This is a genomic window from Tundrisphaera macrotermitis (genome assembly GCF_051175315.1).
Taxonomy (GTDB): domain Bacteria; phylum Planctomycetota; class Planctomycetia; order Isosphaerales; family Isosphaeraceae; genus Tundrisphaera.
Window position 1 is genome coordinate 6,678,030 of record NZ_CP195100.1, and the last position, 24,029, is coordinate 6,702,058.

The 24,029-nt window shown below is 68.6% G+C and carries 19 protein-coding genes and 1 riboswitch; of the genes, 6 read left to right on the forward strand and 13 right to left on the reverse strand.

Features of this window, described 5'->3' with window-relative positions:
* Positions 1-47 precede the first annotated feature (47 nt).
* From TA3x_RS27025 to TA3x_RS27055, 7 genes are all read right to left on the reverse strand, one after another.
* Entirely contained in the window at positions 48-2,474 is a 2,427-nt protein-coding gene (locus TA3x_RS27025; RefSeq protein WP_435017785.1) for a bifunctional YncE family protein/alkaline phosphatase family protein, read from the reverse strand.
* A 198-nt stretch (positions 2,475-2,672) separates the two neighbouring features.
* Complete coding sequence (locus TA3x_RS27030; RefSeq protein WP_435017786.1) at positions 2,673-3,047, reverse strand: hypothetical protein; 375 nt, start codon at positions 3,045-3,047, stop codon at positions 2,673-2,675.
* Positions 3,048-3,213: 166 nt separating this feature from the next.
* Positions 3,214-4,599, reverse strand: a complete 1,386-nt coding sequence (gene mgtE / locus TA3x_RS27035; protein WP_435017787.1) for a magnesium transporter — start codon at positions 4,597-4,599, stop codon at positions 3,214-3,216.
* A gap of 50 nt (positions 4,600-4,649) precedes the next feature.
* The gene (locus TA3x_RS27040) at positions 4,650-5,375 is read right to left on the reverse strand and encodes a PIN domain-containing protein (RefSeq protein WP_435017788.1); all 726 of its coding nucleotides are present in this window, start codon (positions 5,373-5,375) and stop codon (positions 4,650-4,652) included.
* Entirely contained in the window at positions 5,372-6,052 is a 681-nt protein-coding gene (locus TA3x_RS27045; RefSeq protein ID WP_435017789.1) for a hypothetical protein, read from the reverse strand. Before TA3x_RS27045 ends, TA3x_RS27040 begins: the two co-directional genes overlap by 4 nt.
* Before the next feature lie 18 nt (positions 6,053-6,070).
* Positions 6,071-7,372 (reverse strand): serine--tRNA ligase, encoded by a 1,302-nt coding sequence (gene serS, locus TA3x_RS27050; RefSeq protein WP_435017790.1) that lies wholly within the window; start codon positions 7,370-7,372, stop codon positions 6,071-6,073.
* A gap of 49 nt (positions 7,373-7,421) precedes the next feature.
* Positions 7,422-8,789, reverse strand: coding sequence for a dipeptidase (locus TA3x_RS27055; protein WP_435017791.1), 1,368 nt, complete (start codon positions 8,787-8,789; stop codon positions 7,422-7,424).
* A 664-nt stretch (positions 8,790-9,453) separates the two neighbouring features.
* Here TA3x_RS27055 and TA3x_RS27060 point away from each other — a divergent pair.
* Entirely contained in the window at positions 9,454-10,137 is a 684-nt protein-coding gene (locus tag TA3x_RS27060; protein WP_435017792.1) for a hypothetical protein, read from the forward strand.
* Positions 10,138-10,386: 249 nt separating this feature from the next.
* Here the strand turns inward: TA3x_RS27060 and TA3x_RS27065 are convergent, their stop codons facing one another.
* Together TA3x_RS27065 and TA3x_RS27070 are read right to left on the reverse strand one after the other, a co-directional pair.
* Entirely contained in the window at positions 10,387-11,454 is a 1,068-nt protein-coding gene (locus TA3x_RS27065) for a DUF1559 domain-containing protein (protein ID WP_435017793.1), read from the reverse strand.
* A 97-nt stretch (positions 11,455-11,551) separates the two neighbouring features.
* Positions 11,552-11,935 carry a hypothetical protein gene (locus tag TA3x_RS27070; RefSeq protein WP_435017794.1) on the reverse strand — a complete coding sequence of 128 codons (384 nt, stop codon included), beginning with the start codon at positions 11,933-11,935 and terminating at the stop codon, positions 11,552-11,554.
* A 266-nt stretch (positions 11,936-12,201) separates the two neighbouring features.
* On the opposite strand from TA3x_RS27070, the gene TA3x_RS27075 reads away from it, so the two are divergent.
* Both TA3x_RS27075 and TA3x_RS27080 read left to right on the forward strand, forming a co-directional pair.
* Complete coding sequence (locus TA3x_RS27075) at positions 12,202-13,344, forward strand: Spy/CpxP family protein refolding chaperone (RefSeq protein WP_435017795.1); 1,143 nt, start codon at positions 12,202-12,204, stop codon at positions 13,342-13,344.
* Positions 13,345-13,359: 15 nt separating this feature from the next.
* Positions 13,360-13,740, forward strand: coding sequence for a hypothetical protein (locus tag TA3x_RS27080; protein WP_435017796.1), 381 nt, complete (start codon positions 13,360-13,362; stop codon positions 13,738-13,740).
* A 10-nt stretch (positions 13,741-13,750) separates the two neighbouring features.
* Here TA3x_RS27080 and TA3x_RS27085 read toward each other — a convergent pair whose 3' ends face one another.
* Complete coding sequence (locus TA3x_RS27085; protein WP_435017797.1) at positions 13,751-15,730, reverse strand: universal stress protein; 1,980 nt, start codon at positions 15,728-15,730, stop codon at positions 13,751-13,753.
* 104 nt (positions 15,731-15,834) lie between these two features.
* Positions 15,835-15,994, reverse strand: a riboswitch (cyclic di-AMP (ydaO/yuaA leader).
* Between the two features lie 250 nt (positions 15,995-16,244).
* Between TA3x_RS27085 and eno the strand changes: the two genes are divergently transcribed.
* Complete coding sequence (eno, locus tag TA3x_RS27090; protein WP_435017798.1) at positions 16,245-17,573, forward strand: phosphopyruvate hydratase; 1,329 nt, start codon at positions 16,245-16,247, stop codon at positions 17,571-17,573.
* Between the two features lie 17 nt (positions 17,574-17,590).
* Here the strand turns inward: eno and TA3x_RS27095 are convergent, their stop codons facing one another.
* Positions 17,591-18,166 carry a hypothetical protein gene (locus TA3x_RS27095; RefSeq protein ID WP_435017799.1) on the reverse strand — a complete coding sequence of 192 codons (576 nt, stop codon included), beginning with the start codon at positions 18,164-18,166 and terminating at the stop codon, positions 17,591-17,593.
* A 213-nt stretch (positions 18,167-18,379) separates the two neighbouring features.
* Here TA3x_RS27095 and TA3x_RS27100 point away from each other — a divergent pair, with 213 nt between their 5' ends.
* Entirely contained in the window at positions 18,380-19,411 is a 1,032-nt protein-coding gene (locus TA3x_RS27100) for an isocitrate/isopropylmalate family dehydrogenase (RefSeq protein ID WP_435017800.1), read from the forward strand.
* A gap of 171 nt (positions 19,412-19,582) precedes the next feature.
* Complete coding sequence (locus TA3x_RS27105) at positions 19,583-21,325, forward strand: hypothetical protein (RefSeq protein WP_435017801.1); 1,743 nt, start codon at positions 19,583-19,585, stop codon at positions 21,323-21,325.
* 85 nt (positions 21,326-21,410) lie between these two features.
* On the opposite strand, the gene TA3x_RS27110 is transcribed toward TA3x_RS27105, so the two are convergent.
* Together TA3x_RS27110 and TA3x_RS27115 are read right to left on the reverse strand one after the other, a co-directional pair.
* A complete protein-coding gene (locus TA3x_RS27110; RefSeq protein ID WP_435017802.1) occupies positions 21,411-23,102 on the reverse strand; it encodes a DUF2382 domain-containing protein in 1,692 nt (563 codons plus the stop codon).
* Positions 23,103-23,211: 109 nt separating this feature from the next.
* Positions 23,212-23,865, reverse strand: coding sequence for a YsnF/AvaK domain-containing protein (locus tag TA3x_RS27115; RefSeq protein WP_435017803.1), 654 nt, complete (start codon positions 23,863-23,865; stop codon positions 23,212-23,214).
* Positions 23,866-24,029: the final 164 nt, after the last annotated feature.

The window sequence follows — 24,029 nt, forward strand, 5'->3', positions numbered from 1 at the left end:
GTCTCGGTCCCGGGCTCGATTGTAGGCGATTCGGCCACATCGTCCAATCAGTCGCGGGGGAGGACGAACGCGGAGCGGACCGGCGGGGGCATGACCGAGTCGGCGCCCCGGACCGCCTTCCAGATGATCTCGTTGAAGGCGAGGTCGTCGGCCCGGTCCTCGGCCTCGTCGAGGTCGAGCTTCATCGACTCCGCGGCGCCCACCGTGTCGCGGGTGTTCCTGGCTTCGAGGTCGATCCGCGCCGGGCGGTGGACGTAGGGGGCGAGATCGGGCTCGGTCGTGAACGACGCCGCCATCGGCCGGGCGGCGGCGTCGAACTGGCTCATCGGGTCGAGGCCGAGGATCAGCTCCATGGTCCGGAGCATCGACGAGGTCGAATACATCGACGAGTCGACCGACCCCTTCTTGATGTAGGGGCTGATCGCCAGGGCGACGGTTCGATGGGCATCGACGTGGTCCGAGCCGTTCTGGGCATCGTCCTCGACCACGAAGATGGCCAGCTTCGGCCAGAACCGGCTCTTGCTCAGCCCCTCGACGATCCGGCCCAGGGCCAGGTCATTGTCCGCGACCATCGCCGAGACGGTCGGCGACCCCGGCCGGGTGCCCGAAGTGTGGTCGTTCGGCAGGCGGAGGATGATCAGCCGGGGCATCTCGCCGGCCTTCTCGAAGCCGGCCAGTTCTTCCAGGAACCGGTCGGCGCGGCGGACGTCGGGATAGTTGAGGTCGTAGCCCCGGAATCCCGGATCGAAGTGGCCCTGGAGTGCGGCGACCTTGGTCGTGGAGGGGTCGGCGGGCGTCTTGCCGTTCTCGATGAACTCGCCGTAGCTCCGGTAGGTCACACCCTTGGCGGCGGCGGCGTCCCACAGATAGCCGCCGGCGGGCCGGGCGATCTGCAACGCCCCTTCCGCCGGGTAGGGGACGCGACGGTCACCGCGATACATCAGCGGCCAGGTCTTCTCGACATAGTCGGTGGCATAGGCCCCCATCGTCCACTCGTGGCCGTCGGCGCTGACCTCGGCCTCGACGTAGAAGTTGTCCAGGAGGACGAACTCGCGGGCGAGCGCGTGATGATTGGGCGTCACCTCCTCCGGGAACAGGCAGAGGGCGGGCTCGCCGTTGCCGGCCGGCATGTCGCCGAAGATCTGGTCGTAGGTCCGGTTCTCCTTGACGATGTAGATGCAATGCGTGATCGGCGACGGCTCGCCCACCTTGTTCGGGATCGGATGCCCGGCCGGCCGAGGGGCCGGAGGATTCTGGGCGAGGGTGCGGAGCGGGCTGCATTCGTAGACCGTCTTCGAGAACGCCCCCATCTCCCTGGGCCCGGGCATGGGGATGATCGAGAGGGTCCCCTGGAACAGGCCGGCGATGTACTCGCGGGTGTTGCCGGCGGCCTTCGCCAGGGGGTTGGGCCCCTCGCGGTTGGGCTTGGAGGTCGCCCCCTTGCCGTTGGCGACCAGGATCGACTTGCCCCCCTTCGCCACCCGGACCGAGGTCGGATACCAGCCGGTCGGGATGAAGCCGAGCGGGGCGCTCGCCCCCTTCTCCTTGACGTTGATCGCGGCCACGTCATTGGTGTTGGCGTTGGCCACGAACAGGACGTTCTCATCCGGGGTCAGGGCCAGGGAACTCGGCGTGCTGCCCGGAGGGGCGTTGGGGTCGATCGCCGTGCCGATGATCTCGGTCGGCCGCCCGGCCCGGGCGTCGAAGACCGAGACCGTGTTCCGGTTGGCGTTGGCCACGTAAAGCAGGTCGCCCCCCTTTGCCAGGAGCATCTCGTTGGGATGCTCCTGCGTCGCCCAGCGGCCGACGACCTCGGCCGTCCGGGTGTCGACGACGGCGACCTCGGCCTTGTTCCAGAGGCTCACGTAGAGCCGGCCGGCCGGCTCGTCCCAGGCGAGGCCGTAGGGATAGGAGTCCGCCCCCAGGGCCAGCTCCGCCTGCAAGTTCCCGTCGCCGTCGAACCGGGCCAGGGTGTGGCCGAAGGCGTTGGCCACCCAGAGCGTCCCGCCGTCCCGGGATACCGCCAGCCCGGCCGGGACGCGGCGGCCGATCTTGTCGGGGTAGCGGAACGTCCGGCGGTTGGAGAGCAGGCCGGAGGCGTGGTCGAAGCGGTAGATCACGTCGTCGAACCCGCCGCCGACGAACAGGTGCTTGCCGTCGGCCGACCACGCCAGGCCCTGGAACGTCTCGGGCAGGGCCACGCGGCCGATCGTGGCCCCGGTGGCGACGTCGAGCGTGATGACCTCGTGCTCGCCGTATCCGGCGTGGAGCACGGCCAGCACCGGCTCGCTCGGATGCTCGCTCATGGCGACCGGGAAATCGCCCAGCCGCTGCTGGCGCCCGGCCGGCTTGAGGGACCAGCCGTTGGGCAGCAGCACCGACCCGGCCTCCGTCAGGCCGGGCCAGGTCGGCCTCGCCCTGGCGGGCTCATCTCCGCCCGCCCAGCGGGCGGACAATGCCAGGACCAAGGCCACCCGGGCGATCCTGCCCCCACCGCTCTGCCTACGACCGTTCGCCATGCTCGCCCCCGCCCCATCGATGCCCCGGGCCCGGGCCGTATCCGGGCCTCCGAAGTCTTTAGGATAGCGGGCCGGGGCGGGCGGTGCCATGACCGGGGCCGCCGGACGGCGGAGTCCCCGGTCTCGTCGGGCCTGGCGGGGCCGCCCCTCGCGTCACTTCGGGGCCTTGGCGGCCTCGGCCGGCCTGGCGGCGGCGCGGCGGAGGTTGGCCAGGAGCTTCTTCTGGGTCTCGTCGAGCACGTTCTCGCACTCGGCCAGCATCTCGGCCCGCACCGCCTCGATCTGCTTTTCCAGGGCCTCGATCTTGCCCATATGCTTGTCCTGGACGCCGTAGATGCTGGTGCGCTGCTCGGGGGTCAGGCCGATCTGCCCGAAGTAATCGGGCACCCTCCGGGACGGATCCCCCTTCTTCTTGGCGGCCGGCGTCGCCGGCTTGGCCCCGGCGGGCTCCTGGGCGAGGCCCGGCATCGAGCCCGCGACGATCACGGCCACAGTCCCCAGGAGAACGGCACCAACGCGGCTAGGCATGGGCATCAATCAGGACCTTTCGCGGCAAGATGATTTAATGGGACCAAGAACGCATGCGTCCGAGGTTCACAAATTATCATCGGGGCCGGTCCCGATCAAAGAGGTCGTGCCGAAATCCGACAGGCCGAGGCCGCAACGCAACTCCTCTGATGCATTCGATCTCGGCTCATTGGCCGAGCTTAATAAGGAGGGCAATGGCGATCGAATAGAAGATGACCAGGCCGGTCGCATCGACCAGCGTGCTGATCAAGGGCGCGGAGACCAGGGCGGGGTCGATGTCGAAGCGGCGGGCCAGCAGGGGGACCAGGGCGCCGATGGCGTTGGCCCAGACGCAGATGCCCAGGATCGAGAGGCCGATGACGGCGCCGAAGGTCGGCGAGTTCCCCGGGATCATCCAGGTGAAGAGGAAGCCCAGGATCCCCAGCATCACCCCCAGGACGAGGCCGGTCACCATCTCCCGGACGACCACGCGGACGGTGTCTCGGGTCTCGATCTGGCCCAGGGCCATGCCCCGGATGATCGTGCCGACGGTCTGGCTGCCGGCGTTGCCCCCGGTGCCGATCAGCAGGGGGATGAAGGCGGCGAAGTCGATGGCCCCGTGGAAGTGGCGATCGACCCATTCGAACGAGTGGACGACCCACCGGGTGATCGTCCCGGCCAGGAACAGGAGCAGGAGCCAGCCGATCCGGCGGCGGACGGCGGTGGTGAGCCGGCCCTGCCAGTAGTCCCCCTCCTCGTCGTCCTCGGCGTCGGACGAGACGCCGCCGAAGGCCAGGATGTCCTCGGTCTGCTCCTGCCGGAGAATGTCCATGGCGTCGTCGTGGGTGACGATGCCGACCAGCATGTCCGAGGCGTCCAGGATCGGGACGGCGAACAGGTCGTACTTGTCGACCTTGTGCGCCACCTCCTCGCGGTCCTCGTCGACCCGGGCGTGGATCACGTCGCGCTGCATGATCTGCTCGACCCGGGCGCCGGGCCGGGCCAGGATCAGGCGCTTGAGCGGGACCACCCCCAGCAGCTTGTGCTTGTCGTCGACGACGTAGCTGTAGTCGATCGTCTCGCGGTCCGGGGCCTCGCGGCGGAGCCGGTCGATCGCCTCGCGGACGGTGATCTCGGCGGGCAGGGTGGCGTAGTCGGTGGTCATCACCGCGCCGGCGGTCCCGGGCTCGTAGCTGGCCAGGCGGCGGATGTCCTCGCGCTCGGCGTGGGCGAGGTTGCGGAGGATGTTGTCCGCCCGGTCCTCGTCGAGCCGGTTGACCAGGTGCGCCCGGTCGTCGTGCGACATCAGGTGCAGCAGCGCCGCAGCATCCGGCGGCTCCATGGCCTCGACGAACCGGACCTGGCGGTCGGCCTCGACGTAGCTCATGACCTCGGCACGCGACCGGTCGCGGAGCAAGGCGAGCGCGGCGTCCCCCTCGCGTTCGCCGAGATCTTCGATGATCTCGGCGATGTGGGCGGGGTGGTGATCGTCCAGGAACTCGCGGAGCGCGTCGGTCTCACCCGCAAGGATCAATTCGCGGAGGTCCGGGACCAGCAGCGGGTTTCGAAGCATCGCGTCCGGCCCTCCTATTTTGGTGACGCCTGGATCAAACCGTGATCGGATCACGACCGACCCGAAATCCCGAGTTTGCCCATGGCCGCGCCTGGTTCGCCGTGGAATTCCAATTCAACGTCGCCCGCCTCCTGGAGGAGGTCCGCGTGGAGCATTGTATCGGTGGCCGTCTTGAGGGCGCTCGAGCGCCAGAAAGCGGCTTTGTCGGAACTGACGAACATGACCCGCTGCCGGGATCCATCCGCACGAAGACGACGCGAAAGTTCCAGGTAATGTTCCCAATGAATGGAGTCTTTGATTGAACCATCATGCGAAGGCCGTTTTTTCTGCTCAACGCGATTCAGGGCCCTTGTGGCAGACGAGTCGTCACGATCGACGACGATGGCTCGATCCAGCAACTGATCCACCACCTGGACCAGGTTCTCAGAGACGCCATCGAAGAGGCCGTCGACCCCCTGTCGATCGAATTCCTGCCCGCGATGTTGGCCATCCTCGAACAAGATTTGCATGGAACGCCTGAGGCTCGCGAGAGCGGCCTTGTTCCCCTCAATGAGTTTGTCGCGATTTTGCGCCCATTCGACCTTCACGAGATAAGTCAAAACGAGCCGCACCACATTGGAATCGCCATTCACATGGTTTCGAAGTGCCCTGGCCCAAGTCAGGTCCCGGGACTGCCGATCATCGACTCGAACGAAGTCCATCAGGACGCAAGTATCAAGGCAGAGGACGGGGACCGAGCTCCCGCCAAGAAGCTCGACCACTTGATCCATCGTCATGATGGTACCTGCGTCCGAACTTCGTCGTAGTGATTCAGTATCCCGATCACCGTGTCATAACGCTCAACCAACAGGACGCACTCCGACTCACCGAATCCCCAGTCGTGGAGGCAGACTTCCAAACCTCCTCGGATGGGAGCCTCATCCCGATAGGCCTGGATGGCGAAATCATCCCACAAGCCGAACATCAAGTGCTCTTCCAGACTCAAGACGTCGTCGCGATGCTTGATCTCGTCTCGCCAAGCCTGGAGATGACGCCTGGTTTCCTGTGGGAGAGCGTCGAGCCACTCCGACACCTCAGGCAAGAGCGTCGCCGAGAGGAGATACCTCGCTTCCCAGGGCTGTACGACATCTCGGTAGAAACGAAACACGAGCTCGCCCGGCTCATCATTCGAAAGGTCGGAGTTGGGAAAGGAGTGATCGGAGATCAAGCATTCCCGCCCGATGCGTCGGAGGACGAGTTCATTGGGCGAAAGGTTCTCGGCCCCCGACCACACGAAGCGAAAGGAATCCACCTCGGAGGCAAGATCCGACAAATCCACCATTCGAGACGTCGGGCGACGCTCTACCTCGGGTAGATATCGCCACCCGGAGGGGGGGGTAAGCTCTGTCTCCACGATGAACTGTTCGAGCGACTCGGGATCGCCATGGATGGCCAGATTTTTGATCGCTCGCATGAGTTGACCTCCCGAATTCTACTGCCCCGCCTTCGCCCCGATCACGTCCTTACCCATGTACGGGCGGAGCACCTCGGGCACATCAACCAATCCGTCGGCCCTCTGGTAATTTTCCAGGACCACGATCACGGCGCGGCTGAGGGCCACGGCGGTGCCGTTGAGGGTATGTACGAACTTCGTCCCCTTCTGGCCCGACGGCTTGTAGCGGATATTGAGCCGGCGGGACTGGTAATCGGTGCAATCCGACGTGCTGGTCACCTCGCCGTACTCGCCCGCCTCGCCCCGGCCGGGCATCCAGGCTTCCAGGTCGAACTTGCGGTAGGCCGGGCCGCCGAGGTCGCCCGAGCAGATGTCCAGGACGCGGTAGGGGATGCCCAGCTCGGTGAAGATCTCTTCTTCCAGGGCGAGGATCTGGGCGTGGATGTCCCCCGAGGTCTCGGGGGTCGAGAAGGCGAACATCTCGACCTTGGTGAACTGGTGGACGCGGTACAGGCCCCGGCTCGCCCGACCGGCCGCCCCAGCCTCGGTGCGGAAGCAGTGCGACAGTCCGACGTACTTGAGCGGGAGCCTGGCTTCGTCGAGGATCTCGTCGGCGTGCATCCCGCCCAGGGTGATCTCGGCGGTGCCGATCAGGCTGAGGTCGGTGTCCTCGATCGAGTAGATCTGGGTCTCGACCCCGCGCGGGGTGAAGCCGATCCCCTCCAGGATGCTGTTGCGGGCGAGGTCCGGGGTGGTGATCGGGATGAACCCGGCCTTCGCCAGCTTGGTGATGGCGAACTGCTGGAGGGCCATCTCCAGGAGCACCGCGTCGTTCTTGAGGAAGTAGAAGCCGTTGCCCGAGACCTTGGCCCCGGCCTCGAAGTCGATCAGGTCCAGGGCCTTGCCGATCTCGACGTGGTCCTTGGGCTTGAACGAGAAGGTGGGGATCGTCCCGACCTTGCGGAGTTCCTTGCTCAGGTCCTCGGTGGCCCCGATCGGGGCGTCGGGATGCGTGAGGTTGGGGATCCGCCCGAGGCGTTGCCGCAATTCGACATCGAGAGGCTTGAGCGCCTCCTCGGCGGTGGTCGCCTCGTCGCGGAGGGCCTTGCCCTGGGCCACCAACTCGGCGCGGCGGGCGGGGTCCTTCTCGCGGCCGGTCGCCTGGGCGACCTCGTTCTGGCGGCGGCGGGTCTCCTCGACGGCGTGCTGGAGGCCCTTCCGCTTGCCGTCCAGCTCGATGACGCGGTCCACCTCGGCGACGATGTCGTCGGACACGTTGCGGTCGCGGCAATTCTGCCGGACGGCCTCGGCATTCGCCAGGACGTATTTGAGATCGAGCATTCGAAGACCTTTGCGGACGCGCGTTCGATGGGAGGGAGGGGACCGGGACTCAGGCCAGCTCGGCCAGCAGGTGGGCCGACGCCTTGATCCCGCGATGGAAATCGGCCAGCGAGAACTTCTCGTCCGGGCCGTGGAGGTTGTCGTCGTTCTGGCCCCAGCCGAGCAGGAGCGTATCGACCTTGAGGTGTTCCTTGAACAGCCCGACCACGGGGATCGAGCCCCCCTCGCGCATGAAGACCGGGGCCGTGCCGAACCCCTTCTCGATGGCGCGGGCGGCGGCCCGGACGCCGGGGCTATCCACGCCGACCAGCACGGCCGGGGCGCCGTGGTGCTCGATGATCTCGACCGTGACGCCGGGGGGCGTGACCTTCGCGACGTGGGCCCGGAACTGCGCCGCGACCTGCTTCGGGTCCTGGTCGGGGACGAGGCGGAAGCTCAGCTTGGCGCCGGCGGTCCGGGGCAGGACGGTCTTGGGGCCCGGGCCCTGGTAGCCGCCGAACAGGCCGTGGACATCGCAGGTCGGCCGCGCCCAGCGCCTTTCCAGGGTCGTATACCCGGCCTCGCCGAACAGGGTCGGGACGCCCAGTTGCTGGCGGAACTCCTCCTCGGAGAACGGCAGCTTGGCGAAGTCGGCCCGCTCCCAGTCTTCCAGGGGGCGGACCGGGTCGTAGAACCCCTCGATCAGGATCCGGCCGTCGGGCCCCTTCAGGCTGGCCAGGATCTCGGCCAGGGCATTGAGCGGGTTGGTCACGGTGCCGCCGAACATCCCGGAGTGGAGGTCGGCCCTGGCCCCGTTGACGGTCAGCTCGAAGTAGGCCATCCCCTTCAGGCCATAGGTGATGGCCGGGATGCCGGGGGCGAACTGGCTGGTGTCCGAGATCACGGCGTAGTCGCAGGCGAGCTTGGCGTGCTCGGCGGCGACGAAGGCTTCGAGGTTGGCGCCGCCGACCTCCTCCTCCCCCTCGATCAGGAACTTGACGTTCACCGGAAGGCCGCCCATCGACTTGAACCAGGCCTCGGCCGCCTTGACGTGGGTGAACATCTGCCCCTTGTCGTCGGTCGCCCCCCGGGCGTAGACGTTGCCGTCGCGGACGGTGGGCTCGAACGGGGCGGAGGACCAGGGCTCCAGCGGCTCGGGCGGCTGGACATCGTAGTGGCCGTAGATCAACACGGTCGGCCGGTCGTCCAGCTTCGGCCCCTCGGCATAGACCAGGGGATGCCCCCTGGTCTCGATCAGTTCCACGATCGGGAACCCGATCTTGAGGAAGTCGTCCCGGAGGAACTCGGCGGCGCGTCGGGTGTCGGCATCGTGGGCCGGCTGGGCGCTCACGCTGGGGATGCGGAGCAGGGCGAAAAGCTGTTCCTCGAATTCCCGGCGGTGGGCCTCGAGATACGCATCCACACGGTCGATCGACATGGCCGACGGCTCCCCTATCCCGATCCGCGGTCGTCGGCGCCTCCGGGGGCGACGCCACGAGGAGGGGACAGTATAGCAGGACCGGGGACGCCGCGGCGACGGTCGCCCCTCATTTAGACGCCCCCGCGAAGACTGGGGCGCGGCCGAGAGGGCGGCGACTTACAATCCGAGGCCCGGGATTGAAGAGAACGCCCCAGACCGAGACGACCGGAGAGGTCAATCCGGAATTTTCTCAAGTTGTTGCGGGCCAATGCCGGGGGCTGGTTCTTCCCGATCATTCGGCGCAACGGCACCCGGTTTGCCTTAAGTTCCCGCCGTGAGCCTAGCCAACCGGGCCTCCTCGATAGGTCAACGGATGATTCGTACCGCGAGGAGCTGGAATCGGTTTTCTGCCGGAGTTCGCTCCAGTTTGATTTTGCACCCCAGACCTTTTTCGGCGCCAAACGTGGTATATATACGAGGAACGGCATAGTAGCGGTGCCAATGGAAAGGCAACCGTCCCCGGGGTGGGTCTCGATCCCCTTGGGCGCGGTGCCGGACGAACCCTGGGATGGTTCGTTCCGGGGCGGAAGGCCCCGGAATCGTCCGGCGCGGTGGCCGAGGGCGAACGACCTATTCGATATTGTTTGTACTGTGAGTCGCGGACAGGAGGGGTGCCTTTCCGATGAGCTTCATCCAAAAATTCCTCGAGCGCGTGCTGCGTCCCAACATGGACCGCATGCCCCGGACCAGCTTCGACGACCTGAACCAGGACCAGTTGGATGCCCACCTGCGCGTCGGCCGCTACGGGAACTTCACGCTGACCGACGCGATCCGGCCCTCCTATGGGCTGGAGGTCGTGCCCCGGGAAGGCTACCGCCGCGACGTCTACCGCGACCCGGAGACCGGCAACACCATGCCCGTCCTGGCCGCCTCGGTCTCCTCGGAGCGCCTCTTCGAGGTGCTCATGGACCTGCTCACCCCCCTGGGTGAGGAAGTCGACGTGGTCATGGAGTCGAGCCACGAGAGCGAACCGGGCGCCCACTCCGACCTGTATCGCGAGCACATGGACACGGTGATCCTCAAGAGCACCCTCTACGACTACGAGACCCTGCTGCTCAACGACGGCTGCACCGGGCTGGCCGCGCTGAACCCCAACGGGCCGATGGAAGTGCAGTTCGACGAGCACAAGCTCCTGTTCGTCTACGCCCACGACCTCGACCCGTTCGAGCAGGTGCTGATCGACGCCGGCCTCCGCCGCGACGACACGATCAAGTTCATCTCCGAGGCCGAGCACCTCCACTCGACCGACGACGCCTACCGCGACCAGTTCGAGGAACTCCGCTACCGGCTCGGCATCGACGTCTGACACCCCGAAGCACCCCTGATGCGCACCCCGCGGGGCAGGTCGCCGGTTCGCCGGTCGGCCTGCCCCGCCGATCGTTTCGAAGGCCGCGCCGGCGGCCGTCGGGCCGGCGCCGCCGACATCAGGGAAGGCCGATGGCCCGGGCTGGCGAGGCGGGGGCGGCTCCGCGCAAGCAGTCGCCCGCGATCCTCCGGGGCTTCGGTCCGGGGGGCCGCGGGCGATGCGGTGGGGATGGCTTCGATCGGGCGTCGATCAATAGGCGTCGGCGGAGATCACCTCGCCGCCGGCCGGGGTCACGAGCCCGCGGATGACGAGGATGGCGGTCGTTTCCTTGAAGAACTTGACCGACCCGTCGCCCATCAGGATGTTGGCCCCGCCGGGGTGGAACGAGAAGATCTCGTCGTTGTTGCCGGCGTTGTTGTTGCGGGTCGGCGAGGCGAGCGGCGGATACTGGCCTTCCTCGCGGGCCGGGCGGAACTTGTTGTTGATGGCCCCCGAGACGCCGAAGGCACCGTCCGGCTCGGCCCAGGTCCAGAACCGCCGGGGCAGGGACTTGTCGAACTGCTGATCGAGGGGGAAGGTCGAATTCGCCGCCGTCTTGTCATTGGCGATGAACCGGGCGTCGCGGCCGGCATCCTCGGCGATCATGAAGGTGTTGCTCAGGCCGTCGATGACCTCGGCGATCGCCGTCTTGCCGGCCTTGAGCATGCCGTTATCGCGGTGGTTGTTGTTGCGATAGGGGGTGATCGCCGTGAAGCCGAGCTGGCCCGTCGCGCCCGACCGGTCGAGGTCGGTGTAGCACGGGGCGCCGTAATCCTGGTAGGCGTAGCCGACCCCGCGAACGTTGTCGATGGGGCACGCTGCGTCCTTCTGGGCCCGGCCGCCGCTCGGGTTCCGGGTCGAGGACGGGCAGAGATAGGAATTGATGACCGTGGTGCATCCGGTCCAGTTGGCCCCCGACTGATGCGTCCAGGGGAGGCTGAAATTCAGGGCGTTGTAGGCGTTCGTCTGCTCCATGTTCTGGAGGACGCGGGCCAGGCAGCCCCACTCCCCGTCGGGGAAGATGGTCGAAGCCGGGGCGGTCGAGAAATTCGTCCCCTGACCGGCCGGCGGGAAGCAGCCGTTGGCGCTCTCGTAGTTGTGCATGGCCAGGCCGAGTTGCTTCAGGTTGTTGGTGCACTGGGCCCGGCGGGCGGCCTCGCGCGCCGCCTGGACGGCGGGCAGCAAGAGCGCGATCAGCACGGCGATGATGGCGATCACCACCAGGAGCTCGATCAGGGTAAATCCGAGGCGGGCTCGCGACCGGACGTTCGTCGACATTGTGGCTCTCTTAAGTGAAGTGGGCCGGGCCGGTTTCTGGGGTGGTCCCGGTGAGGAAACGGCGTCAGGCATGGCCTGGGGGCTGGGGCGGGCCAGGTCATGGGAGCTTGATTTCGAGATCTTGGCCGGCGCGGACTTCGGTCGTCAGCTCCGCGCCTTTCTTGAGCTTGGCGTCCGAGTTCTCGATCTTGACGCGATACTTGCCCGGGGTGGCCCCGTCCTTGGGCGAGAAGCTCGTGAGTTCGAAGGACCCATCCGGCCCGATCTCGCTGGTGGCCTGATTGATGCTGCCGCCATCCGGGAGCGGTTCGAGGGTGATGATCCCCTTGGTCACCGGCGATCCGTCGGCCCGGAGCAGGCGGCCTTTGGCGGAGACCGTCGCCGGCCGGCCGCCTCGCAGATCGCCGGGGCCGTGATCGCAGCCGATCAAGCCCGACACCACCACCCCGGCCAGCGCGGCCCTGAGTCCGATCGAAAACATCCGATGCCCCAATTCCTGGAGAGGTCACGACGGCCGGCGTGCATCCGGTCCGAATCGGGGGCATCCTATCGCTCGCCCCTTCAGGTTTGACGAGGGAATCATAAATGTCGGATGAAGAGACTCTGTGGCGGACGCCCGTGGCGATGGGGCCGGCGGCCGGGCGAGATGAAACCCGACGCGGATCGCCAGGGTAGCGGTAGTCGGCGGCCCGCCCGGACGGCGGATGTTCCTCACGCCGCAAGATCGGACGCCTGGAGTCCCCTCGGATGAAGCGGAACCCACCCTCCTCGCAGGCCGGCCCGTGGCTGGTCGCACTCGGCCTCCTGTTGCCGGCGGTCGCCCCGCCGGGGCCTGCCGCCGGCCAGGACACCCCGGCCCCGGCCCCATCCCAGCCCCGACTGCCCCTCTCGGCCCGGCGCGGGGTGAATCCGCCCCCGGTCGAGCCGAAGCCGGCCGCCGGCCCGGCGACCGAGGCGAAGCCCGCAACGGATCCGGCGAAGCCCGACGCCGACAAGGAAGGCTTCCTGGGGGATACCAAGAAGTTCACCCGGCTCGGCGGCTGGGGGAGCATGGGCGGGGCGATGGGCCAGTTCGGCGTCGCCAAGTCGTTGCTGGTGATGATGCCGCCGGTCCAGGACGAGTTGAAGCTGACCGACGACCAGAAGCGGAAGCTACGCGAGGTCCAGGACGAGACGCGGAAGCGGGGCGAGGCGCTGGGCAAGTCGATGCGCGAGAAGGGGAGCGACCCGCTCGGCGGGGGCGAAGACACCTCGATCATGGCCCGGGTCGGCCAGTTCACCGGGATGATGAGCCGGGTCAGCGAACTGATGCGCGAGAACGAGGAGGCCTTCTCCGAGGTCCTCACCGCCAAGCAGAAGAAGCGCCTCGGCCAGATCGCCCTCCAGATGGAAGGCATCACGGCGCTGACCCGCCCCGAGATCGCCGAGGCCCTGGGCCTCTACCCGATCGAGCAGGAGAACATCCAGCAGATCGTCGCCCAGGCCCGGATGATGCAGATGACCTCGATGGTCGGTACCATGATGACCATGAGGCCCGATCGCACGGCCCGACGCGGGACGGATCGGCCCGCCTCCGGGGAGGCCACGCCGACCAGCAAGGACGCGACCGCCAAGGACGCGGCCCCGAAAGAGGCCGCCGATCCCAGGGCCCGCGCCGAGCGCGAGAAGGCCGTCCGCGAGAAGTTCACCGCATTGCGGGACAACAACGACCAGATCCAGGACCGGGCCGTCCGCGAGATCTCCCGCTACCTGAACAAGGCCCAGCGTGCCAAGTTCCTGAACATGCTCGGGCCCCCCTTCGACCCCGCCCAGCTCAACACCCTGGGCCGGCCGCCCGGGCGCCCCGAGCCGAAGCCGGGCGAGGCCCGGCCCAAGGCCGAGGCCCGTTGACCCCGAGGGACCAGGATGCCGACCGGACAGCGCGACTACAGCACGGCCCGGCTCACCCGGCACGCCCTGGAGCGGTTCGTCGAGCGATTCGGGGGCGAGCCCGACCAGGCCGACCCGTCGCTCCGGGCCGCGTTGACGCGGACACGTCGGCTCGGGCGGAACCCGGAGAACGACGCGGTGGCCGTCCTGGCCCTGCATCGGGGCCGGGTCCTGGTCGCGATCCTGAACGGGACGACCTGCCTGACCGTGCTGACCTGGCCGCAGTTCGAGCCCCGCCTGATCGAGTTCGGACGCACCCACATGCCCCGCAAGCGCGGGCGGATGCTCCGGCGCCTGGCCGAGCCGGGCGCGGAGCCGGCCCCGGACCCGGAGTGGTCCCCGGGCCCGGAGGGATGACGCCCGCGCGTCAGGCGTGGATCAGGAGGCCGATTCGCTCGGGGAGCTGTTCCGCGACGGCCTGGATCACGTCCCCCTTCATCGCCTTCCAGAGCGAACCGCGGCGGGTCGTGCCCAGCAGGAGCAGGTCGGCCCCGTGGGTCACGGCCATGTCGAGGATCGCCTCGGGGATGTCGCGGGCCACGCCGTAGAGGAGCCGGAGCGGGACCCCGGCGGCGGTGGCCTGGGCCCGGAGCCGGTCGAACAGGTCGAGCGCGTCCTCGTCCTCGGACAGCGTCGGCGGGGCGGTCGGGCCCATCGGGGTCACGGCGATGTGGCGGATGAAGAGGATGTCCAGCTCCGCCTGGCGGTTCTTGGCCTCCTTCATGGCGAAGTCGATCAGCTTCGGGTTGCCCGTCGTCGGCACCATGATCCGTTCCTTGGGGGCGTACTCCCCCTTGAGGACCATCTTCGGCTTGAGCGGGGCGGCCTCCGCCGCGGCCGGGGCGTGTGCGGCCGGCTCGAACAGGGCGGCGCGATACTTCTGGGTCTCGTAGCTAGCGTAGCCGATGATCAGGGCGATCGCCGACGACGGGATGAACGCCTTCCAGTCATCCCCCATGATCAGGGCGATCGCCAGTTCGGCGGCGACCGCCAGCCCGGCCAGGCTCGTGTAGGCGACCCGGGTGTTGCGGGAGATCGGCACCGCCTTGTTGGAGACGATCGTCACCAGGCGGCCGGCCAGCCCCGAGACCAGCACGATCAGGGCGAAGCTCCGCGCGGCGGGCTTCTCGATGCAGATCGTGAAGCCGATGGCGAGCATGATCATCGTCAGGACGAGCATGAAGCCGCGCTCGCCCAGCTTCAGCGCCAGCTCGCGGTTGGTCGAGGTGGTGGCCAGGGTGATCGAGATCGCCCCGACCACGCCGATCGCATACAGGCCGGCCAGCTTCTCGACGTTGGGGAACAGCAGGACGATCGCCGCCGGGATGATGGCCGCGACGATCAGGGGGATCTTGGGCATCCCGAAGCGGTTGAGCCGGGCCAGGGACTGGGGCAGCTCCTTGTCGCGCGAGAGCATGAACTGGGTCGAGACCAGCGCCCCGATCGCGGTGTTCACGGCCGACAGCAGGAGCGCCGCGAACACCACCGAGGAGACCGCCGCGAAGCCCGGCGATACGTAGTGGGCGGCGATCACCTTGAGCATGTCCCCGGTGTGCGCCGTGGGCTTGCTGTGGTCGCCGCCGACGAACAGGTCGGCATCGGGCAGCGAGGTCATCGCCAGGGCGAGGATCAGGTTCATCACCACGATCTCGATCAGCACCGGGACGATCGCCTTCCGCGCGGTCTTCTCCACCGGCTGGACCATGATCCCGGTCATGTTGGCGATCGCCTCCACGCCCGAGAGGGCCAGGACGATCTCGGTGAAGCCGATCCACGACTGCCGGGCCCCGTGCGCCAGGGGCGACTCGACCATCGAGAAGGCATGGCCCAGGTGCGGGATGCAGGCCACGCCGATCACCAGGGTCAGCACCACGGTGGCCAGCGCCACCAGCATGGCGATCGACCCCGTCTTGGTCGGCCCGAAGTAGTTGAGCCAGCCGATCAGCAGGATCGTCACCGCCGCCGCCAGCGCATCCACCGGCAGCCCGAACAGCGAGTACCCCGTCAGCCCCAGATAGTGGAACGCGTCCAGGCAGGAGAGCGACGCCGTTACGACGTAGTCGGCGCAGAGCAGCAGCCCGCCGATCACGGCGAGCAGCTGCGATCGGCGTTGCGCCGAGGAGTAGACGCCCCCGCCGTCGGGGAACAACCGACAGATGATCTCGTAGCTCCAGCCCACCCCGATCATGAGCAGGCACATCGCCGCGACGTACCAGAACGAGGCCCGGGCGGTGAAGGCGAAGGCCAGGCCCAGGACATACAGGCGGCTGGTCCCCCAGTCTCCGAACAGCATCGGCCCGGCGTGATACCAGCGCAGCTCGCGCGGACGTTCCCCGGTGGTCAGCATGGTCGACCGTCTTTCCATCCGATTTTGGATGCATGCGGCCGTTGGCCGGGGGGCCGGTCAAACGCGACCGGCGACTGCCGGCCCGCGGTTCGCGGCGGGCCGACGACGTACCCCTCGGACGCCTGCGAGGTTAGCTGACGGGCTCGGGACCGAAGGTGCCCCGTCGCGTATTCCGCGATTCGCCCCGGACCCCCGGGCCGTGGCCCGGAGGTCGATTGGTTCCCCCGCTCCCTCGCCCATCGAGGGATTCGGCGATGATCTGGCGCGGTCGCATGCGGCGTGGATTGGAACGTATCTTCCCGGATCCCGTCAAGGGCCCGCCGTCGGGGCGGCGGGCCGCCCCTCGGGGGTGGGGGAAATCCCGCGCGATCCGTGCCGATGGCCCGAGAAGTGCAAAGCCTGTCTGGATGAGTTGCGCCGCCTCCAGTCATCCAGGATTCTAGACACCTTCATCCTCCGATCCCGGAATCCACAAGGCCGGGATCCCCCCCAAACCCGCTGGCGAGGTGGCCTCGTGTGCCGTCTGGAAAAACTATGGGCGCGGGAAGTCCTCGACTCGCGGGGGAGCCCCACCATCGAAGTCGAGGCGATCGGCGAGGCCGGGGTGCGGGCCTCGGCCATCACCTCGTCGGGGGCGGGGCGCGAGCCCTATGCGGCCCGCGAGCTGCGAGACGGCGAGAGCCCGCGCCACAACGGCCGGGGGGTCCGCCGGGCGGTCTCCCTGATCGGTTCGGAGATCGGCCCCGCCCTGCGCGGGATGGACGTCGAGGATCAGGGGGCCATCGACTCGGCCCTGGTCGAGCTGGACGGCACGCCGGACAAGGGGCGGCTCGGCTCCAACGCCCTGATGGCCGTCTCGCTGGCCGTGGCCCGAGCCGCGGCCCTGCACCGCCGCGAGGAGTTCCACGCCCACCTGAACGGCCTCTGGAAGGAACGCCTCGCCCCGGATGAGGCATCCGAGCCATCGCTCCCGGTGCCGATCGTGCACATGATCACCGGGGGATGCCACGCCGTGCGGTCGCTGGACTTCCGCGACTACCTGATGATCCCGGTCGGCGCCCGCGACTTCGCCGAGGCGGTCGACATGGCGGCCTCGGTCTATCGGTCCCTGGGCGAGATCCTCCAGTCCCACGGCCACGCCGCCCACCTGATCGGCCCGGAAGGGGCCTATGGGCCCAGGCTCTGGGCCAACGCCCAGGCGGTCGACCACGTCCTGGAGGCCGTGATGGCCGCGGGTCTGGCGATCGACCGGGATGTGGTCATCGCCATCGACGTGGCCGCCACCCGGCTGCATGCGGCCGGCACGTCGACCTACCGGCTGGAACTCGGCGGCGAGGAGCACGACAACGCCGGGATGATCGACCTGCTCGAACACTGGGTCCGCCAGTACCCGATCGCATCGATCATGGACGGGCTGGCCGAGGACGACTGGGACGGCTGGGTGCGGCTCACCGAGCGGCTCGGGTCCCGGGTCCAGCTGGCGGGCGATGACCTCTACGCCACCCAGATCGAGCGGCTGAGGTATGGGATCGACCACCACGCCGGCAACGCCGTGGTCGTGAAGCTGAACCAGGCCGGGACGCTGTCCGAGACGCTTGATGCGATGGCCCTGGCCCGCCGCCACGGGCTCTGCCCCATCGTCTCCGGCCGGTGCGGCGAGACCGAGGACTCGGCGATCGCCGACCTGGCGGTGGCCACCGCCTGCGGGCTGATCAAGATCGGGGCCCCGGCCCGATCCGATCGCGTCTCCAAGTACAACCGGCTGCTCCGGATCGAGGGGGAACTCGGGGGCTCGGCCCGCTATGCGGGCCGCTCGGCCTTCCGCCATCTCGCGGCGGGATGACGGCCGCCGGGGCCGGTTCAGAGGCTCCGGACCGGGCGGGAAACCCGGGCGCCGGAGGGGGCGACCCCGGGGGCCGATCCGACCAGCTTGGCATTCTCGGCCAGGAGCTGCTTGAACTCGCTCTGGAGCCGGGCGAGCTGCTCGCGGAGGTCGGCGTTGCGGGCCTTGGCCTGCTCGATCTCGGCGAGCTTGGCCGCCTTGATCTCGTTGGCCTGGGTCTCCTCGGCGATCCTCGTTTCCAGGGCGGCCTTCGCCGTGGCGAGGGCCGACTCGTAGTTGGCGACCTGGAACTTGAGGCGGGCCAGGCTGGCGTTGGTGGCCGACTGGTGGCGCTCGGCGGCGGTGATCCGGCCCTGGATCTCGCGCAGGTCGCGGACGGTGTCCGCCTGCAGGAGGTGGGCCTTGTTGATCGTCGTGGTGATATCCTGGGTCACCTTCGCCACCTCGGCGGTGACGTCATCGAGCTGCTTCTGATTCTTCGCGACTGCCTCGCCGTGGTTCTTGTTCAGCTGGGTCACGGCGGATAGAAGCACCATCCAGCCGGCCATCATCAGCATGACCAGGACGACGAGGACTTTTCCTGCGGTCGACATCGGACCACTCCTAGCCCCAGGGCTACGGCCGAACCAGGGGACGCCGCGGCGCCCGTTACATACCCCTGATTATATCCGATCGTTCGCCGCCCGTGCCAGAATCTCCCCGCGCCTCCCCCATTTCGCCCGATCGGCCGGTTTGACCGGCGTCGGGCCGGCCCATAACATTCCGTAACACGCCCGGGAGAATCTCATTTCGGAGTTTGTTCGAGAATGCGTCCTACTTATGCGGTGACCGAGCTTCTGGGCGACGGCATCGGGGCCGAGCTTTCCGATGCCATCCACGTCCTGGCCGATGCCCTGCCGATCCGTCTCGACTTCATCCCCGTCGACCTCACGCTGGCCAATCGCCGCGCGCGGGGCAAGGCGATCTACGACGAGGCCGTCGAGGCGGTTTGCACGACCAAGCTCGCCCTGAAGTACCCGACGGTCACCGCCGAGGAGAGCCCCAATGCGGTCCTCCGCCGCCGCCTCGACCTGTCGGTGATCCACCGCCCGGTCTACACCATCCCCGGCGTCCCGACCAACTTCACCCGCCCGCTCGACGTCGACATCGTCCGGATCGCCACCGGCGGCACCTACGACGACCCTGGCCGGCCGATCGGGGACGGCGGCGCGGTCAGCCTGCGGATCGTCGAGCGGAAGCCGGTCTTCGAGGCGGCCCGCTACGCCTTCAACTTCGCCCGCCAGACCGGCCGCCACGTCACCTCCGCGTCCAAGCACACCATCCAACGGGCGACCGACGGCCTGTTCGAGCGGGTCACGCTGGAGGTCGCCCACCAGAACCCCGACGTCGGCCACAAGATCGAGCTGTTCGACGCCCTGCTGGGCAAGCTGATCATGACGCCGGAGAAGTACCAGGTCGTCCTGGTGCTCAACGAGTACGGCGACTTCCTCTCCGACATGGCGTGCGGGCTGGCCGGCTCGCTCGGCATCGGCGCCAGCGCCAACCTCGCGTTCGACGCCGAGGCCGCCGTCCGGATCGCCATGTACGACGCCGCCCACGGCACGGCCCCGGACATCCAGGGCAAGAACCTGGCCAACCCCACCGCCATCTTCCTGGCGCTGGCCATGCTCTGCATCCAGGCCGGCGAGCCCGAGGTCGGCCGGGCGATCAAGGAAAGCACCCTCGGCCTGCTCCGCGACGGGGTCCGCACCCGAGACCTGGGCGGGACCGAATCGACATCCAGCTTCTCCGCCGCCGTCGCGGCCGAGGTGGCCCGCAAGTTGAAGCCCGCCTCCTGACCCATCGCCGCAAGAACCACCGACCGAGCCCCGCCCTTTCCCGGCGGGGCTTCTTCATGCGCCGGGTTTCCGCCCGACACGCCTTGCGACAAACGTCAGACCGACACCATAATGCCGTGGGCACGTCGCCCCACGTCTTTCCGTCGCACCTCTTCACCTCCCGAGGTTTCGATGACGGACCTTATGGTTGATCCGAGCCGCCCCGCCGCGCCCGGGCTTTCCCGGGGCTGGCCGGGCCTGATCCGATGGCTGTACAGCCAGAACCCGTTCTACATCATCAGCGCCGACCTGGTGTTCCTGGGGCTGAGGATGTCGTTCGACCCGAACGCGAAGGACTTCGACACCTGGGCGCTGGTCGCCGGGCTGGGCGGCTACACGCTGCTGCTGGCGATCACCGGCTGCCTCCTCATCCGGTTCGGGAAGGTATGGGACGACGTGCGGAGCATCCTCCTGCTCGTCGTGATGATGTTCCTGGCGATCTCGGTCACGTTCGACGAGATCCTGGTGGCCCGGCCCCGGCTGGGGACGATCTGCTTCGCCGGCGGGCTCCTGTTCTCCGTGGTGGTGAGCGAGGCGATGCTCCGGGGGATGCGGCTCGGGCTGCCGGCCCTGTTCCGGATCCCGTATCACCTGATCCTCGCCCTGTTCTTCCTGTACCCGGTCGCGCTGGTCTCGTTCCGGGACCGCCCCGAGACGCCGATGGCACACTGGGCGGTCTCCGGCTTCTCGCCGCTGGCCGGGCTGTGCTTCCTGACGCTCCTGCCCGCGATCCGCCGGGGGCCGGCCTACCTCCGGGGGAACGGGAGCCCGTGGCGGTGGCCGATGTATCCCTGGAGCCTGTTCGTGTTCCTGGGGCTGGGCGTCTGCGGCCGGGCGTATTACCTGTGCACGTCGATGCACGGGGTGGACGCGACCCGGACCATCTTCGGCCCCTTCTTCCTCGTCCCGTTCGGGCTCGCCGTCGCCGTCCTCCTGCTGGAACTCGGCCTGGTGGCCCGCCATCGCGGAACGATCGCGACGGCGATGGCCCTGCCGATGGCCCTGGCCGGCCTCTCGCTGATCGGGCACCGGCCCGACCCGATCTATCGGCACTTCATCGCCCTGTTCGAGGGGCAACTGGGCTGCGACCCGGCCTTCGCGACCCTGGTCGCGGCGACGGCCTTCTATGCCGTGGCGATGGCCCGGCGGGTGCCCCTGGCCGGGCCCGGCCTGATCGCGGCCCTGCTGGGGCTATCGGTCGTCGCGCCCGGGACGCTCGGGCTCGATGAACTGGTCCAACCCCAGGCGGGGCCGCTCGTCCTGATCGCGGCGACGCAGGCCTGGATGGCGATCCGCGATCGCGCCGGGTGGCGGTGGATGGTCGCGGCGGGATGCCTGATCGCGGCGGCGTTCGACCTGCCCGCGATCCGTTCGCTGGATCGGCCGGGGCTGGTCGGCTTCCACCTGGGCCTGGTCGCGGTCCTGGCGATCGGGGCGATCCTGGAAGATCGCCTGGGGGAGATCCTCCGGCGCCTCGGGGCCTTGCTGCTCCTGTGCGCCATCATCTCCTCGGCGGCCGGGGAGCCGATGACTGGGCATCGCCCGCCCTCGGGGACGATGCCCGCCTATCCGCTGGCGATGGCCGCGATCGCCCTGGCCTATGGCTACCGCTGCGGCGGGCCGATCTACTACGTCCCGGCGGCGGCGGGCCTGGGCACGGCCCTGCTCATGACCGGGGCGCGGGGTTATCTCTATTGGCGGAGCCGGGTCGTCGGGCTCGATCGGATCGCCCTGGGCCTGGCCTCGTTCCTGGTCGCCGCCCTGATCAGCCTCCGCAAGGCGGGCCTCCGCATCCGGCCGCGATCCCTCGCCTGGCTCACCGACCCCGGATCGGGGCGACCGAAGCCGGTGCCGGTCGACGAACTCGGGGGATGATTTGCCGGAGGATGAAAAAGGGCGGGCGGGGCATCACCTGCCCCGCCCGCCCGTTCTTGCTCATCGATCTCTCGGACCGAGGCGATCAGGCCTTGCCGCGAGCCTTATCCCAGGCGTGGTGGACGGCGTCCTTGAACTCCTCCCAGGTCCCCTCGTTCTTGGTTTCCCAGTGCCTGCGGGCCTCGGGCTCGACGGTGGCCCAGGTCCCGGTCCGATAGCGTTCGTCGGTGCCCAGGGTGTGCCCGAAGCGATAGGCGGGGGTGTATTCGGAGTAGGTCGACCCGCCCTTGGCGTAGTGCGACTTGTGGTGCTTCTCGAACTGGGGCGAGAAGGTCTCGTAGGTCTCGTGGGTCACGGTGGCCGGGGTGTCGATCTCCTGGACATCGACGTCGGTCTTGCGGACCTTGTCCCGGACGGTCTGGGTGCGGTCCGAGCCTTCCTTGCTGAGGACGATCTCCTCGACGACCCGGGCCGACTTGGCGACCACGGCCTCCTCGACGGTCTCCTTCAGCTCGATCGTCCCCTCCTGGAAGGCGGCCGCATCGGCGCCGGTGACCGGGCGATCCACGGCCCGGCGCTTCACCTTGACGTGTTCCTCGTGCAGGCTGACGTCGGTCTCGACGGGGGTCTCCACGACCGAGGTCTTGACCTGGACGCCCCCCTTCTCCACCGTCCTCTTGCCGACCTTGAGCTCTTCCTCGACGACCGGGATCACGGCCTCGTTGCCGGACGCGACCTGGTGCTTGGCGCGGCGTTCCCAGGCGCTCTTCACATAGGGCTCGGTCTCTTCCCAGGCCGTCGAGCCGGTCCAGCTCTTCTTGAGTTCGGAGCCGACCTGCGACCACGATTTATCGCGGTACTCGGGGCGTTCGTAGCTTTCCCAACCATAGCGATAGGCCGGGGAGACCTCTTCCCACCTGTGCTTGCCGCGGGCCGAGCTGGATTCCCACTCGGAGCGGAAGTCGGCCTCGTGCGAGGCATAGCCGGCCGCGCCGCCCGCCGCCGAACCGGCCACGGCACCGATGCCGGCGCCGACCGCCGCGCCGACCGGGCCGCCCACGGCGGCGCCGACCCCGGCCCCCGCCAGGGCGCCCGCCGCCCCTCCGGTCGCCGTGCTCACCGTGGCCTTGGTGTCTTCATGCTTGTTGGTGGTCGCCATCGTCTTGTCTCCTTTGGTGGTAGCCGCCTTGGGGGCGGCCTTGGCCTTGGGCTTCGACGTGTCTGCGGTGGGGGTGGAAGCGAGGGACGCGGCGTCGTAACGGTAGTCCGGGTCCTTCTTCCACAGCTTCTGGTGATGCTTGATGTCGTGGAGGCCGGTGGAGGTCAGCAGGGACCGGGCCTCGGACTCGCGGCCGGCGGGGACCTTGACGCTCAGCAGGACGCCGCCGCGCTCGACGCCGGCCTGGTAATGCTCGACCTCATCCTCGGGGACGCCGACCTCGGTCAGGGCCCCGACGATCCCGCCGGCGGCCGCCCCCAGGGCCCCCCCGGTCAGGGCCGCGGCGATCGGCCCGGCGGCGATGATCGGCCCGATGCCCGGGATGGCCAGCGCCCCCGCCCCGAGGACCAGGCCGGCGATGCCGCCCAGGAGGCCCCCGCCCATGGCCCCGGCGGCCGCGGCGTCGCCGACGCCCGCCTCCTCGGCCACGTCGGCGGACGCCTCGCGGTCACGCATCACGATGCTCATGTCCTCGGCGGGGAATCCGGCGGCCTTCAGGGACTCGACCGCCTTCACCGCCTGGTCCCGCGTCTCGAAAAGTCCGACAACCGTCCCCATGAGCTGACCTCCCGGTTGAGACCACACCGGCACGCCCCGATCCGGGTCGCCGTCGTGGGTCGCATGAAAGGATCCAAGGGCAAAGCGGGTGCCGAACGCCGGTGGATCATCAAGACTTTTTATCGACGTTGCCCGGTCCCGCCGCACGGGGCCCGTCGATTCGTTCGACGGTCGCCTCCTCGACGCGGAGGGTCACGGACTCCGGGGAACGGTGCTCGACCTTGCGGCGAGTGATCCGCAATTCCTCCTTCAGCATGAGCCGTTTCTCGACCACCAGGACCTCTTCCAGGATCGGGACGATCAGGGTGTCGCCTTCCTGGCGGTTGCCCACCGGCCCCTCCACCACGCGGCCGACCGGGACGCGCTCCACGTCGACCTCCTCGCGGACCAAGGGCTCGTCGACGACCTCCTCGACCGTGCGGACGGTCTTGTGGATGCGGACCCGGCCGGTCTCCACCGTCCGCTTGCCGACCTCGACCGACTCGGCGACGACGGGCACGACGACCTCGGCCCCGGCCCGGCCCCCGACCTCGGACGTTTCCACCTTCCCGATCAGTTGCTCGATCGCCGAGGCGGAGAGTTCCAGGGCGTAGCTCCCGTCCTCCTGGAGCACGAGCAGCTCGGCCGGGATCACGACCCGCCGGCCGTCGTCCAGGCGGATCGCGACCGACTCCGCCTCCTCGTCGTCGTGGGCCAGGAAGGCCTCGACCTGGCCGACGAGGCCGTTCTTGCCCCTCACGACGGCGGCTGTCTTGATCGCCATGGCGGCGGTCCTTTCCCGGTGGCGGGCGATGGTGGATCGACGGAACTGTCGTCCTGGCCGGATGCTGCACGGATCATGCCGCATCCGTGGATCCCACCGCCGCGACCATCCGCCCCCCGGCGCAATTCCCCTTCACGCCGGGGGATGAATGGTCTAGACTCCCG

Excerpts from the sequence above, each read along its gene's own strand:
- TA3x_RS27030 (WP_435017786.1), bottom strand. The coding sequence starts at position 3,047 with ATGCCTAGCCGCGTTGGTGCCGTTCTCCTGGGGACTGTGGCCGTGATC.
- mgtE (WP_435017787.1), bottom strand. The coding sequence starts at position 4,599 with ATGCTTCGAAACCCGCTGCTGGTCCCGGACCTCCGCGAATTGATCCTT.
- TA3x_RS27040 (WP_435017788.1), bottom strand. The coding sequence starts at position 5,375 with ATGACGATGGATCAAGTGGTCGAGCTTCTTGGCGGGAGCTCGGTCCCC.
- TA3x_RS27045 (WP_435017789.1), bottom strand. The coding sequence starts at position 6,052 with ATGCGAGCGATCAAAAATCTGGCCATCCATGGCGATCCCGAGTCGCTC.
- serS (WP_435017790.1), bottom strand. The coding sequence starts at position 7,372 with ATGCTCGATCTCAAATACGTCCTGGCGAATGCCGAGGCCGTCCGGCAG.
- TA3x_RS27055 (WP_435017791.1), bottom strand. The coding sequence starts at position 8,789 with ATGTCGATCGACCGTGTGGATGCGTATCTCGAGGCCCACCGCCGGGAA.
- TA3x_RS27060 (WP_435017792.1), top strand. The coding sequence starts at position 9,454 with ATGAGCTTCATCCAAAAATTCCTCGAGCGCGTGCTGCGTCCCAACATG.
- TA3x_RS27065 (WP_435017793.1), bottom strand. The coding sequence starts at position 11,454 with ATGTCGACGAACGTCCGGTCGCGAGCCCGCCTCGGATTTACCCTGATC.
- TA3x_RS27070 (WP_435017794.1), bottom strand. The coding sequence starts at position 11,935 with ATGTTTTCGATCGGACTCAGGGCCGCGCTGGCCGGGGTGGTGGTGTCG.
- TA3x_RS27075 (WP_435017795.1), top strand. The coding sequence starts at position 12,202 with ATGAAGCGGAACCCACCCTCCTCGCAGGCCGGCCCGTGGCTGGTCGCA.
- TA3x_RS27080 (WP_435017796.1), top strand. The coding sequence starts at position 13,360 with ATGCCGACCGGACAGCGCGACTACAGCACGGCCCGGCTCACCCGGCAC.
- TA3x_RS27085 (WP_435017797.1), bottom strand. The coding sequence starts at position 15,730 with ATGCTGACCACCGGGGAACGTCCGCGCGAGCTGCGCTGGTATCACGCC.
- TA3x_RS27095 (WP_435017799.1), bottom strand. The coding sequence starts at position 18,166 with ATGTCGACCGCAGGAAAAGTCCTCGTCGTCCTGGTCATGCTGATGATG.
- TA3x_RS27100 (WP_435017800.1), top strand. The coding sequence starts at position 18,380 with ATGCGTCCTACTTATGCGGTGACCGAGCTTCTGGGCGACGGCATCGGG.
- TA3x_RS27105 (WP_435017801.1), top strand. The coding sequence starts at position 19,583 with ATGACGGACCTTATGGTTGATCCGAGCCGCCCCGCCGCGCCCGGGCTT.
- TA3x_RS27110 (WP_435017802.1), bottom strand. The coding sequence starts at position 23,102 with ATGGGGACGGTTGTCGGACTTTTCGAGACGCGGGACCAGGCGGTGAAG.
- TA3x_RS27115 (WP_435017803.1), bottom strand. The coding sequence starts at position 23,865 with ATGGCGATCAAGACAGCCGCCGTCGTGAGGGGCAAGAACGGCCTCGTC.